At 71.3% G+C, this 13035-nt stretch carries 9 protein-coding genes and 2 pseudogenes; 4 read left to right on the top strand and 7 right to left on the bottom strand.

Annotation, left to right across the window (positions count from 1 at the left end):
* Positions 1-59: 59 nt before the first annotated feature.
* Both ABZZ79_RS05595 and ABZZ79_RS05590 read left to right on the top strand, forming a co-directional pair.
* On the top strand, positions 60-509 hold the full coding sequence (locus tag ABZZ79_RS05595) for an ATP-binding protein (protein ID WP_356686790.1): 450 nt from the start codon (positions 60-62) through the stop codon (positions 507-509).
* Positions 510-774: 265 nt separating this feature from the next.
* Positions 775-1677, top strand: coding sequence for an LLM class flavin-dependent oxidoreductase (locus ABZZ79_RS05590; RefSeq protein ID WP_356686788.1), 903 nt, complete (start codon positions 775-777; stop codon positions 1675-1677).
* 265 nt (positions 1678-1942) lie between these two features.
* Here the strand turns inward: ABZZ79_RS05590 and ABZZ79_RS05585 are convergent, their stop codons facing one another.
* The 3 genes from ABZZ79_RS05585 to ABZZ79_RS05575 all read right to left on the bottom strand — a co-directional run bounded on the left by ABZZ79_RS05585 (position 1943) and on the right by ABZZ79_RS05575 (position 4127).
* Positions 1943-2734, bottom strand: coding sequence for an RNA polymerase sigma factor SigF (locus ABZZ79_RS05585; RefSeq protein ID WP_356686786.1), 792 nt, complete (start codon positions 2732-2734; stop codon positions 1943-1945).
* Between the two features lie 400 nt (positions 2735-3134).
* Positions 3135-3347: a hypothetical protein gene (locus tag ABZZ79_RS05580; protein ID WP_356686784.1), complete on the bottom strand. Its 213-nt coding sequence runs from the start codon at positions 3345-3347 to the stop codon at positions 3135-3137.
* A gap of 558 nt (positions 3348-3905) precedes the next feature.
* Positions 3906-4127, bottom strand: coding sequence for a DUF4235 domain-containing protein (locus tag ABZZ79_RS05575; protein WP_356686782.1), 222 nt, complete (start codon positions 4125-4127; stop codon positions 3906-3908).
* Positions 4128-4323: 196 nt separating this feature from the next.
* On the opposite strand from ABZZ79_RS05575, the pseudogene ABZZ79_RS05570 reads away from it, so the two are divergent.
* Positions 4324-5048 (top strand): annotated as a pseudogene (locus tag ABZZ79_RS05570) (hypothetical protein); the annotation flags it as partial.
* Positions 5049-5055: 7 nt separating this feature from the next.
* Here the strand turns inward: ABZZ79_RS05570 and ABZZ79_RS05565 are convergent.
* Together ABZZ79_RS05565 and ABZZ79_RS05560 are read right to left on the bottom strand one after the other, a co-directional pair.
* On the bottom strand, positions 5056-5382 hold the full coding sequence (locus ABZZ79_RS05565) for a plasmid stabilization protein (protein WP_356686780.1): 327 nt from the start codon (positions 5380-5382) through the stop codon (positions 5056-5058).
* 169 nt (positions 5383-5551) lie between these two features.
* Entirely contained in the window at positions 5552-6712 is a 1161-nt protein-coding gene (locus tag ABZZ79_RS05560) for a glutathione-independent formaldehyde dehydrogenase (RefSeq protein WP_356686778.1), read from the bottom strand.
* A gap of 352 nt (positions 6713-7064) precedes the next feature.
* Here ABZZ79_RS05560 and ABZZ79_RS05555 point away from each other — a divergent pair, with 352 nt between their 5' ends.
* Entirely contained in the window at positions 7065-8591 is a 1527-nt protein-coding gene (locus ABZZ79_RS05555) for an FAD-dependent oxidoreductase (RefSeq protein WP_356686776.1), read from the top strand.
* Positions 8592-8651: 60 nt separating this feature from the next.
* Here the strand turns inward: ABZZ79_RS05555 and ABZZ79_RS05550 are convergent.
* Positions 8652-8754: pseudogene (locus ABZZ79_RS05550) on the bottom strand (IS5/IS1182 family transposase); the annotation flags it as partial.
* Positions 8755-8898: 144 nt separating this feature from the next.
* Complete coding sequence (locus ABZZ79_RS05545; protein WP_356686774.1) at positions 8899-12885, bottom strand: HEAT repeat domain-containing protein; 3987 nt, start codon at positions 12883-12885, stop codon at positions 8899-8901.
* Between the last annotated feature and the right edge of the window lie 150 nt (positions 12886-13035).

Genomic DNA, 13035 nt, shown 5'->3' with positions numbered 1-13035 from the left:
GAGAAGGCGCCGAGCCCCCCAGTCGAAGCGCACCGCAGTTGCTCACCGCGGAGACCGACATGACTGCTCTCACGCTCGCCCCGCCGAGCCAGGCACAACCGGAAACGCACACCGCCCTTGCGCATGCGACCTGCAGCGCCGTCGCAAACAGGGCATGCGTGCCTGCACTGAGGCATTTCGTGGGGCACTACGTTCAGCGTCTCGGTCTGTCGGAGGACCTCCGGGATACGGCGTGCCTGGTCGCCAGCGAACTGATCACCAACGCCGTCCTGCACAGCGGCAGCCAATCGGTGGCGGTTCTGGTCGGCATGGAACGGCATCATCTGATCATCTCGGTGCGTGACCGCGGCGACTGGCGCACGAGAACCGATCCCCGGCACAGTCCGGCTGATGACGGTGTCGTGTGCGGCCGTGGCCTGGACCTGGTCCGGACACTCACCGACCGCCTCTCGCTCGCAACGGGTCCCACCGGAACCGTCGCCAAGGCGTTCCTGTGCACACGCTGGTGACCGCTCACCAACGTGTCTGGCAGTGATGCCGGAGAGGGAGGTCGACCGGGCCGTGCGCGGGAAGACGCGACGCCACCCGCTTCTCCTATGGATCTTGATCACGAGTGCATTCTGTTCACGAGGGGTTCTCGCTCGCAGCGGCGAGACCCCTCATCTGGGATCGATCGCCGCTGCCCGGGAGGCAGCACTGCTCGAAGCGTGAGGCCGTGACGCTCCGGCCCACCGGGGGCAGGGACACTGCCGAGTCCGACGTAGGCTCGGTGCCATGAGTCTGCACCTGAGCACCGTGATCCTCCCCGTCGACCGCTGGCACGAGGGAGGCCGTGCCAAGTGGCAGCGCGCCGAGGAGCTCGGCTTTCACGCCGCGTACACCTACGACCACCTCACCTGGCGGACCTTCCGCGACGGCCCCTGGTTCGGCGCCCTTCCCACCCTCACCGCCGCCGCCACGGCCACGGACCGCCTGCGCCTGGGCACCCTCGTCACGTCACCCAATTTCCGGCATCCCGTGACCCTCGCCAAAGAGCTGATCTCGCTCGACGACATCTCCGGCGGGCGGATCACCCTCGGCATCGGCGCCGGCGGCAACGGTTTCGACGCCACCGCGCTCGGTCAGGAGGCGTGGACGCCGAAGGAGCGGGCGGATCGCTTCGGCGAGTTCGTGCCGCTGCTCGACCGGCTCCTCACCGAGGGCGCCGTCTCGCAGCAGGGCGACTTCTACACGGCGGAGGAGGCCCGGAACATCCCCGGCTGCGTCCAGCGTCCCCGGCTGCCCTTCGCGGTGGCGGCGACCGGGCCGCGCGGGCTGAAGCTGGCTGCCCGGTACGGGCAGGCGTGGGTGACGACCGGTGACCCGAAGCTTTACGAGGAGGGCACGCCGGAGCAGTCGGTGCAGGCCCTGCGCGGCCAGGTCGAGAAGCTCGGCAAGGCGTGCGCGGAGACCGGCCGGGACGTGACCGAACTCGACAAGATCCTGCTGACCGGTTTCACCCCTGACCGGGGCCGCCCGCTGGAGTCGGTGAACGCCTTCGTCGACTTCGCCGGCCGCCACCGCGAGCTCGGTTTCACGGAGATCGCGATCCACTGGCCGATCCCCGACTCGGACTTCGCCGCCGACCAGGCCGTGTTCGAGCGCATCGCTGCGGAGGCCATCGGGCAACTCGGCTGACCTCGACGTGCTTCAAGGCGGCCTGCGTCAGCAGCCTGCGCTTCACGCGGTAGGCCATCCCGGCCAGGGACTCGCCGATGCCGCGTTGGTGCTTCGGCCGGGGACAGGCCGCCGCGGGGCGGTGAGCCGCGGGCTGCCGCACTCCATGAGCCGACTCGGGCGGGCCGACAGGACGCGGGCGCTGCCTGACAAGCGCGTGACAGTCGCAGTGCCCTGGCCGTCGTCGACGGCGTCACCCTCGTGAGGCTTCCCGGCATCCCGCCTCTCAGCCGGCCTCGGCGAGCAGCTCCTCGCGCAGGTGTGCGAAGCAGCCGCTGAGCAGCCGTGACACATGCATCTGCGAGATGCCGAGCTGCTCGGCGATAGAGCTCTGTGTCATGCCCTGGAAGAAGCGCAGGTAGAGGATGGTGCGCTCGCGTTCCGGGAGGGCCTGCAGACAGGGCCGTACGGCCACCCGGTCCACGACCAGCTCGAAGCCCGGGTCCGGCCCGCCGATGGCGTCGCCGAGTGCGTAGCCGTCCGTTCCGGGCAGCTCGGCGTCCAGCGACAGGGCCGAGAAGCAGTCCAGGGCCTCCAGTCCGGTGCGGACCTCGCTCTCGGTCAGGTCGGTGTGCCGGGCGATCTCGGTGACGGTCGGTGCCCGGCCCGTGGTGGTCTGGGAGAGTTCCTTCGCGGCCCGGCGGACCCGGTTGCGCAGTTCCTGGACGCGGCGCGGTACGTGCAGGGTCCACATGTGGTCGCGGAAGTGCCGTTTGAGCTCGCCGGTGACGGTCGGGACGGCGTACGCCTCGAAGGCGTGGCCGCGTTCGGGGTCGTAGTGGTCGACGGCCTTGACGAGTCCGAGGGCCGCCACCTGGTAGAGGTCCTCCAGGCTCTCGCCGCGGCCGCGGAAGCGGATGGCGATGCGTTCGGCCATGGGGAGCCAGGCCCTGACCAGGTCGTCGCGCAGGTTCTCGCGCTCCGCCCCGTCGGGCAGTCGCCTCAGCCGGTCGAAGTCGGCGGCGGTGTCGGGGGCGTCGTCGTGGGGGTGTTGGTTCGTTCTGCTGGTGACACTCACGGAGGCGCACCTCCCAAAGCGTGGTGGGTGCCGTAGGGGGCACCGTGGGAGGTGTGCGCGGAGGCTCACGGAGACGCCGGGGGCCGACGCGCGGTGTCCCACGGTCGTGCCTCCGGTCCGAAGCACGTGGTACAGATGCCCGTGACGAAAAGGACGAAACCTGTTTCGTGAAAAGTTGTACGGTCGGCGACCGGACGATCGCACAGCGGTACGGCGCGGCGGTGAATGGCACGGCCACTCTCTCCACCGGGTTCGCCGGCAGCGGGCGTCGACCGTCGCCTGAAGATCGCGCCGGCGACCACCTCATGGGCCAGGGAAAGGACAGCACGGCTCCCAGTCCCAGACCATCGCCCGACCCGGCGAGCCTACGAAGCGAGTATGGGCACGTCACGCCGGCGCGTCAGGCTTTCCAGATCTCAGGCCCGCCTTCGTGCCACTCGACCAGATCCGAGTCGGCCACATCGAGCTCGTCCCAGCCCGCGAGGCCGACGTTCCGCAGGAGCACGGTGAGGTCGTGCAGGCTGCGTGCGGTGCCAACGGTACGGTCGTCGATCCGTACCTTCCGGCCACCGGTCTGCTTCGGCGGACAGACGATCACCCGGTGTTTGGACATGCCCCCAGCCTCACCCGCGGTCGGTCGCCCCGCATCCCGGGCTCAGGTCCTGCCTCGGCGGTCGGCCAGGGTTGGTACGGCCAGAATGTCGCTGCGGCCACTGTGTGATCCGGTCGTCGGGTGCCGAGGTGACCGGCCCTGGTGACTTGACGTCAGGTAGCGCGTGGCGGTCACGAGGGCGGATGAGCCGTCAGACGTCGCGGCGGGCTCGACGGCCGCCCGGCAGCCCGATGACGAGCGATGGTGGTGTCTACCCGCCGCGGGGCTTCGGGGCGTCCGGGTAATGGTAGAGGGGCTGGAGCCGGTCCCACTGCCGGCTCACGTGCTGCTCGGCTTCCCGCAGCACCCGCTCCGCTTCGGCACCCTGAGTCCGGGGATGTTCGGGAAGGCCCCTGGACCGGGCCGCGGGCCGAGGCAGTTTGCGAGCGTGAGGGTTCCACGGGAGGAAGAGCGAGCGGAGACGGGGGCTGGGCCGCCTGCGAGGCGTTGCCCACCAGCGCACCACCAGCACGGCGCCGGTGACGGCCGCCGCGGCGAAGGCGAGAGGGAGTTGCGCGGTCACCGTGGTGTCCTTCCTCCTGCAAGCCCCATCAGCTCGCCGGGCCGGGGGTGCGACGGGCGTCGACGGGCCGGGCCGGCCTGGCCAGTGCCGGTCGGACGGCGGGTTCCGGCGACGCCGCGGCGGTCGAGGGCGGCTCTGACCGAGGCGAAGATCACCCCTTGCGGGATGGCGGCGAGCAGGACCTTGAACCCGGTGCGTTCCTGGTCATCGGTGCGCATCTTCCTCCTCGGTTCAGGCGGGCCCTTCGGCGGTCTCTCGCCGCACTGCCTGATCGGCTGCCCGGGTACCCCGATCACCGGGCGCAACCCCGTCAGCCCACACATCCACCGGAGTCGAGGGCTGAAGCCCGCAGGCGCACCGCTCACGGACCGGGCAAGAGGGCATGCGGGCAGGTGTCGTGGGAACTCCGCAGGCATGGCTTTCCATCATCAGGAAGCACCTGTCCTTGCTGCCCTCGTCCGCTACCACGAGGCTGCTGAGCTGGGGTTCTCCCCTCCGGGGCGCAAGCAGGCCCGAGGCGCGGACCCACGGGCCCGGGCTGTCCTGGGGCGACGCGGTGTATCTGGGTGACGCGCTGGCCACCGGGGGACTGGACGACCATCTGGCCCGGGGCGGGTGCTGGAGCGGGCCGAGGAACACGCACTGCGCGAGCAGGCGGTGCCCGAGGCCGAGCTCGGCGACCTCGCGGAACTCCTCACCACCTGATGGCCGACGCGGTGCACGCGGAGCACACGTTTTTCTCGACTTGCGGGAGTTCGCTGTCCGTCAAAGCCGTGATGCTGTCGGTGACATGTCCCGGCAGCGGCCTGCTCGTCGGCCGGGACGCCCACAAGTCGGTGGTCGCCCAGCTCACCCACGCCGACGACGAGCGGACCACCGCCCAGTTGCTCACCGCTCTGCGCGATCTCGCCGACCACGCCGACGAGTTGCGGGACGCGCCTGACGTCGCTGTGCCGTCTCCGGCCGAGCTGCGGATGGAGCAGGCCCGCTTGCCGCGCGATGCCTACTTCGGACCTCATGAGGACGTACCCACGCACGCCGCAGCAGGGCGGCTGGCCGGCGAGACGGTTACGCCGTATCCGCCTGGGATCCCCGCGGTGCTCCCCGGCGAACGCCTCACCGAGCCGGTACTGCGCTACCCATCGCTCAGCGGCCGAGGGCGTCCTGCAGCTGCTTCTTGGACATCGAGGAGCGGCCGTGGATGTTGCGCTTCTTGGCCTCCTCGTACAGCTGGTCCCTGGTCGGTCCCTGCGCGCCGCTGTGCGAGCGCTCGCCGCCGCGCTGGGAGGCGGACTTGGGGTCACGGGTCGAGGTTCTGCTCGCCGTCTTCGACTCGCCCGACCTCGCCCGCTCCTTGTTGACCGTCCGCGCGGCGATCTCCTTGGCCCGCCCGGCCGACTCGCCCCGGTCCTGGGCACTCTTCTTGATGTGCTCGTACTGCCGTTCCCGCTTGGGACTCGATCCGGCAGGCATGATGCTCCTCCTGGCTCTGGTCGTGCATGGGTGTGACGGCTTCAGGGATGCTCGGGCCGCGGGTCGGGGGCACTCCGCCGCCCTTTGTCCCCTTGTCCGTGCCATGGGCGTGGCCGCCGGCCGTTTCCCCGCTCGGGTTCCCCGATGCGGCGGCCCGACTCGCCCCGTCTCAGCCGTGGCCGTCCGGGTGCAGGACGACCTTGGTCCAGCCCTCGTCCCGCTTGTCGAAGTGCTCGTAGGCCGACGGGGCCTCGTCGAGGCTCAGTTCGTGCGACACGATGAAGCCGGGCTCGGCCCTGCCCGAGGCGATCAGGTCGCGCAGGGCGCGGTTGTACCTCTTCACCGGAGCCTGGCCGGTGCCCATCCGCTGGCCCTTGAACCACATCAGCCCGTAGTCGAACGCGATCCTGCCCTGGGCCGCCTGCTCGCCCTGCGCCTCGGCGCCGCCCGGGTCCTCCGGGAGGAACACGCCGACCACGCCCAGGGAGCCGGTGAAGCGGACGCAGTCGATCAGCCCGTTGAGGGTGAGGGCGGCGTCTTCCTGTCCGCTCGGGTCGTGGGCCTGGTAGCCGACGCACTCGCAGCCGTTGTCCGCGCCGAGCCCGAGCGTGGCCTCCTTCACGACCTCGGCCGGGTCCTCGCTGGTCGTGTCGATCGCGATGGCGCCGATCTCCTCGGCCTTGCGCAGCCGGTCCTGCAGATGGTCGGCGACCCACACCCGTCCCGCGCCCCTGAGGATCGCCGAGTAGGCGGCCATCAGCCCGACCGGCCCGGCGCCGTAGACGACGGTCTGGTCGCCGGGGCGGACACCGGCCATCTCGGTGGCGTGATAGCCGGTCGGGAAGATGTCGGCGAGCATCACGTAGTCCTTCTGCCGCTCCAAGGCGTCCTCGCCGAGGCGCAGGGCGTTGAAGTCGCCGTACGGGACGCGCAGGTACTCGGCCTGACCACCTTCGTACGGCCCCATCTCGGCGAAGCCGTAGGCGGCTCCGGCCAGCGAGGGTTCCGGCTGCATCGTCAGGCAGTAGTTGGTGAGGCCCTGCTCGCACTGCTTGCAGAAGCCGCAGGCGACGTTGAACGGCAGGACGACGTAGTCACCGACCTTCACCTTGCTGACGGCGGAGCCGACCTCCACGACCTCCCCGAGGTTCTCGTGCCCCATGCTGCGGCCCGTCTCAAAGGACGTACGGCCCTCGTACATGTGCAGGTCCGAACCGCAGATGTTGGTCGTGGTGATCCTGACGAGGATGTCGCAGGGATGCTCGATCCTCGCGTCCGGAACGTCCTTGACCGTCACCGTACGCGGGCCCTCGTACACAGCTGCTTTCACGGCTACTCCTTTCGCACCACTCCGGTCCGTGCGACCGAAGGGCAGGTGAGGTGACAAGGCTGGTGCCGTCCCTGCCGTGTCCCCACGCTCCATTCCGGCGAAACGGGTCAAAACGGTGAGGGGTGCCGGGTCGTCCCAAGACTCTGCGGACTCTGCGCACCGGGGGCGCGCCGGCGCACCCCCGGTGGGGCGGCGCGCCTCACGGCGAGCCGGATCTCCGGGCCAGATGTGCGGCCGCGCGCCGGCCACCGCTCGCGCCACCGCCGTCTCGCCCGGCTCCGCACCGGCCTGGTGCCGCCATCACACGGCACGACGACGCGTGTCACCCCCGCAGGCCGGGAACTCGGCGGTCATGAATGCTGAGCAGGGACTTCGGGAGTCGTACTGGATCGAGACCGCGCCGGGTGGGGCGCCTGCCCCTCCGCCGGCCGGGGACCTCGACGTCGATGTCGCGGTGGTCGGCGGCGGTATGGCGGGGCTCAGTGCCGCGTGGGAGCTTGTCCGGCGCGGGCGCGAGGTGGCGGTGCTGGAGGCGGGCCGGATCGCCGGCGGGGTCACCGGCCACACCACGGCCAAGCTGACCGCGCTGCACACCCTCGTGTACGACCACCTGCGCCGTACCCGCGGCCGCGAGGGCGCGCGGCTGTACGCCCGCTCGCAGTCGGCGGCGATCCACCGAGCCGCCGAGATCGTCACCGACCTCGGCATCGACTGCGACTGGGAGGAGGCCGCGGCCTGCACATACGCGCAGAACGAACAGGACGTCGAGAAAATGAGGGCAGAGGCCGAGGCGGCGCGCGAGGCGGGCTTGCCGGCCGAGTTCGTCACGGAGACGGAGCTGCCCTACCCGGTGGCCGGTGCGGTGCGGGTGACCGGCCAGGCGCAGTTCCATCCCGTGAAATATCTACTCGGGCTGGCGGACGAGCTGTGCCGGCGCGGCGGCACCGTCTACGAGGGGACGCGCGTCACCGGCCTCACCGAAGGCAAACCCTGCGTCCTGTCGACCGACACGGGCGTGAAGGTGCGGGCGCGCGAGGTCGTGGTCGCCACGCACTATCCCGTCTTCGACCGGGCGCTGCTGTTCACCCGGCTCTCCCCGCGCCGCGAGCTCGTCGTCGCCGGGACCCTCGACGCGGACCGGGCCCCCAGGGACATGTACATCACCACCGAGGAGAACACCCGGTCCGTGCGCAGCGCGCCCTACGCCGACGGGACCCGTCTGCTGGTCGTCACCGGGGAGCACTTCGCCCCCGGCACCGCCGACGTCGAGGAGCGTTTCGACCGGCTCGCCGCCTGGGCCGACAGCCGCTTCCCGGGCCTGACCCTCACCCACCGGTGGGCCACCCAGGACAACGACTCCACCGATTCCGTGCCCCTCGTCGGACACCTGCACCCCGGCAGCCGCCACACCTACGTGGCCACCGGCTTCGGCGGCTGGGGCCTGAGCGGCGGCATCATGGCCGGGCAGCTGATCGGCGACCTCGTCGAGGGCCGCGCGGTCGAGTGGGCCGGCTTGTACGACCCGCGCCGACTGGTTTCCGTGGTCCGCGAAGGCGGATCGTTGCTCACCCACCAGGCCCACGTGGCCAAGCACTTCGTCGGCGACCGGCTGCCCTCCGTCACATCGCCCTCGCCTGAGGACCTCGCCCCGGGAGACGGTGCCGTCCTGCGCGTGGGCGGACACCGGTGCGCCGTCCACCGGGACGACAGCGGTCAACTCCACGCCGTCTCGGCCCGCTGCACCCACCTCGGCTGCCTGGTCGCCTTCAACCGGGCGGAACAGGCGTGGGAATGCCCCTGCCACGGCTCGCGCTTCGCCCCGGACGGCCGCATCCTCCAAGGACCTGCCGTGCGGCCACTGGAGAAGCGCGACATCTAGGCGCTGCTCCTCGGGTCCTGTGCGGAGCCCGATCATGAGGGCTGCGAGGGTGCTGGTGCCGAGATGGGTGCAGGCCCGTTTCTCGTAGCGTGTGGCGACGGCGCGCAGGCCTTTGAGGCGGTTGATGGCACGTTCGACCCTTGTCGGCCAGTCGCAGGGCGGACAAGCCCGGGCCGTCGTCGCCGCCAGGCTCGGCGTCTCCCGCTGGAGGCTCGACGCGCTCTCGGCACCGGGCCGAACCGGCGGCCGGCTCAACCCTGGCCGGCGGCCCGCTCGCCCCTGACCGGCGGCCCGCTCGACCTGACCGCTACCAGTCGTCGGAGAAGCGGTCGGCGAGCGACTGGATCTCCGGGTCGTACGGCCAGCGTTCGGCGAGTGTCTCCACGGCCGCCTTCTGCAGGCCCCAGTCGGAGTCGTCGGCGGCCCGCTCGCGTAGCAGCGCCTCGGTGACGGGGTCGTCGCGCCAGCCGCCCCCGAGCGCCCGTATCGCCGCGCCTCGGCTGATCGAGTCGCCTCGGCCGGTGACGATCCGCCGAAGCAGAGCGCCGGTCTCCGGGTCGTCGCGCCAGCCCGCCGTCAGAAGGTCTATGACGCCCGCGCGCAGATGCTCGTCGGGGTCGGCGACAGCGAGTCGGCGCAGCAGGACGGCGGTCTGCGGGGTGCGACGGGCTGTGACGAGGGCCTGGACCGCGGCCCCACGGACGTATTGATCGGGGTCGTTCTCGGCCCTGTCGCGCAACAGCGCGACGGTGTCGCGGTCGCGCCAGCCGGCTCCGAGCGTCCGTACTGTCGTCGCCCGTACGAACCCGGCGTCGTCGGCGACTGCCAGTCTGCGAAGCAGCGACCCGGTTTCCGGGTCCTCGCGCCATCCGGCGGCGAGGGCGAGGACGGCCGTCTCGCGGGCCTGCGACTTGCCCTTCCCGTTGGCGACGCCGCGTAGCAGTGCCGCGGCGTCGGGATAGCCGGGCCAGGCGGAGCCGATGGCCCGCAACGCGGCCTGTCGCACCGGCTCGCTCGCGTCGGAGGTGGCGAGGTCGCACAGCCACGGCAGCGTCCGCGGATCGGCGTGCCATCCCGTGGCCAGCGCCCGCACCGCGGCCACCCGGACCGTGTCGTCAGGGTCGGCCTCGGCTCGTTCGCGCAGCAGCATGGGTGTCTTCGCATCGGTGCGCCGGTCGACGACGAGGTGCTTCAGCGCGGCGTGTCGCGGGTCCTCCGCAGGTGGTGGGAGCGTCGTCCGGGCCGCGGCAGGGCCGATGGGCCGGGTCTCGGCGCGGACGAGCGCCCGCTTCGCCGCCTCTCGCACCCACGCCTCGCTGCCCGTGTCGGCGGCGACCGAACGCAGCAGCGCCACGGTCTGCGGATCGTCGGGCCAGCCCTTGACGAGGATGTCGAACACGGAGGTCCGCAGATGCGGGTCCGGATCGCGGGCGGCGCGCTCGCGTACCACGGCCGCGGCGTCCGGGTCGCCCGGCCAGCCGTCCGCGAGGCATGTCACCGCGGTGCGACGGACCCACTGGTCCCGGTCACCGGTCACGAATCGGCGTACCACGGCGAACGTCTCCGGCTCGTTGCGCCAGCCGTCGGCGAGCGCGGTCAGCGCCCCCCGCCGCAGGTACGGGTCGTCGTCGGCGAGGCATGTCCGCAGCCACTCCACGGCGGACTGGTCCTGGTGGCGGATCATTGCGAACAGCTGTACGGAGCCGTATCTGACGTTTCCATCGGGGTCCGTCTCGGCGAACTCGCGGAGCAGTCCAGCGACCTGCGGATCGTCGGGCCATTCCTGGATGAGCGCGCGGAGCGCCTCCTCCCTGCCGGCGGGCGCGGAGCCGAAGACCGCCCGACTGACCAGGCTCTCGCGGAACTCCCTGTCGTCGCGTAACAGCGCGGCGCCGACCCGCGCGGCCGGCGGCACCTGGAACCAGGCGAAGTTCTCTCCCTCCCTCATGACGCTCAGGAACTGGCCACGCGCCAGGTACCAGTCGTGGTATCGACGACGGATGGTGGAGTCGCGCGCGCCGAGCCGGCCGAGCACAGGCGGCAGGGTCTCCACCACCGCGCGGGTGACCGGGGAACTGGGGAACGTCCGTTCCGTGACCATGTGCTCGATCAGCGCGATCACCGCGTTGACGACGGCGGAACACTGGCCGGGTAGTTCGCCGGGGTCACGGACCTCGCCGAGACACCGGGCGGCGAGCACGATGTGGTGTGGCGTCTCGCCCGAGGACGACCCGGGACGCCGGACGAACCACAGCGGATCCGCCGCGAGGAGGTGGTCGACGATCCGGCCCGCGACGCGCGGTTCGACCATTCCCGCGAGAAGGACGAGGGTTTCGTGCCAGGCGGGGTCGGCCCAGCGCTTGCCGTACACCTGGTGAATGAGGGCATCCCCGGTCAGGCTGCGCTCGGCGGTGAGCCGGTGGTGGATCTCCGCCGCGGCGAGGTACTCGAGCAGCGCGCGGTGGAGGAAGCCGTACATCTGCGCGCCGAAGTGGCTGAGGACGCTGTTCCGCGCGCGGAACTCATCGAGCATCGCGCGGGCGAGCGCCATCGAGCGATCAGGCGGGAGTCGATGGCTTTCGCGCAGGTAGTCATCGAGCTCGGCTGCCAACTCCCGGTCAGGAAGGAGGTTTCCGGCCATACCGACCGGGCCGTCCTGCATCCGATGGGCTACGCGGCGCAGCAGCTCCAGCCGGTCGCACTCACGGAGGCGGCCCGCGTCCTCGGCTATCCGCTCGTCGCGCAGGTACCGGCTTGGATCCCACTGTGCGATGAAGGCACTCACGGCTTGCTCGTACACCCCGCGCCGGTCCCGCGGCAGATCCCGGTGCTCGCCGCGCAGGGCCAGCATGGTGAGCATCAACGGGTTGCCGGCCAGTTCACCCGCTGCCGGTGAGTCGTCGATGGCCGCCAGCAGCCGCTCGCGCAGGCGGGCCGCCTCGGCCGGGCGCGCCGGGAGGGCCGACCGGTACCAGCCGCTCACGAACGCGTCGATCCGCGCCCGATCGAAGTCCTGCAGCATGTACGTGCTGAAGCCCTCGCGTTCGAGCACCGTCCGCGGGTACCCGATCACCCGGGACGTCACCACGACACGGGCGCTCGGGTAGCGCTCCGCGAACCCGGCGAGCTCGCCGGTGACTTCCTCGCGCAGTCGTGGGTCGAACAGCTCGTCGAGCCCGTCGAAGATCACCACCGCGCGGCCACCGGCGCGCAGGTACCCGTCGAGCATGTCTTTCGGCAGGCCCCGCCCGTTGGTGTGGTGCAGGCGGTCGACGAGATCAAGGAGAGTACCCGTGCGCCACCGCGGGTCGGCGTACGCGCGCAGCTCCACGAGGAGAGGCAGCGACTCGGCGAGCGGGGCAAGGTCCGAGTCGGCGTCCGTCGTCTCCGCGAGCGCGAGCGCGACGTACCGGGCGAGCGTCGACTTGCCCGCGCCCGGGTCGCCGAGCAGCACGATCCGCTGAGCGGACTCCGCGGCCAGCAGCTGCAGGACGGGGCGGGCCGGGCGGTCACGGTATGGCCGCCGGACGAGGTCCAGCGAGCCGACGTCGGCGACCGCGGTCAGATCGTCCCGGCGGACCTCGCCCGCAGCAACCAGGCGCTCCATCAGGTCGTACGGCAGCTCCACCGTCGGCGGATCCCTGCGGACCGACGGGGCGACGAACACGTCACTCAGCTGGAGCGGCGGATGGGCGCCCGGATCGCTGCGCGAGGCCAGGACCTCGACGGGCGCGTACCACCGGCGCAGCCGCGCGAGGTACGCCTGGCGCGCGGCGTCGAAGCCGTGCGGTGTGCCGTCGGCCCGACCGGGGGGACGGGCGTCGTCATACGAACGCTTCCACTGCCCTTCGTCGGCCGGTTCCCGGAGCGGGCGGGGCGCGTCCGCCGACGCGGCCCTGGATTCGCAGTGGTCCCTTGCGTCCAGCACTGCTTGTGCCTGTTGGCGGTGGGTCTCCTCGCGCTTGGCCTCAGCACGTGCGTCCAGGACCAAGTCGAACAGGTCCTGCCAGCGTCTGTCCTGGAGGAAGTCCTTCACTGTCAGCCCGGGTACGTCGACGTCCTGGTCCAGCACTCCGGCACGGTCGGCTTCCGCCCGGATCGCGCTGATGACGCCAAGCAGGGCGTCGCTGCCGCGAGGCAGCGAATCCCCCTTCAGCCAGGAGTCCGGGACGGTGGGAGAGCGCCTCCTTGCGGCGCGAGCCAGGGCGCGCAGGGACGGCTGGCCGCGCAGCTTGGTGCCTCGCAACGCGGCGAGGCGCATCAGTTGGCCTCGCAGGTCCTCCGGATGCGGCATCGAACTTCCCCCCGTTGCAGCCCGCACTGCGTACAGCCGCCTGGAGTCGTTCCCCCCGAGAGGCCGCTGTCCGGAACAATCTTCCCCATCCTGTCGGTCCTGCCATGGGCTGTCCATTTACCCCGATGGCTGTCCACTTCCACAGTTCTC

It is taken from the genome of Streptomyces sp. NPDC006458 (assembly GCF_040612135.1).
Classification (GTDB): Bacteria; Actinomycetota; Actinomycetes; order Streptomycetales; family Streptomycetaceae; genus Streptomyces.
Note: the sequence above shows the minus strand (reverse complement) of the source record. Positions and strands in the feature narration are given on the sequence as shown.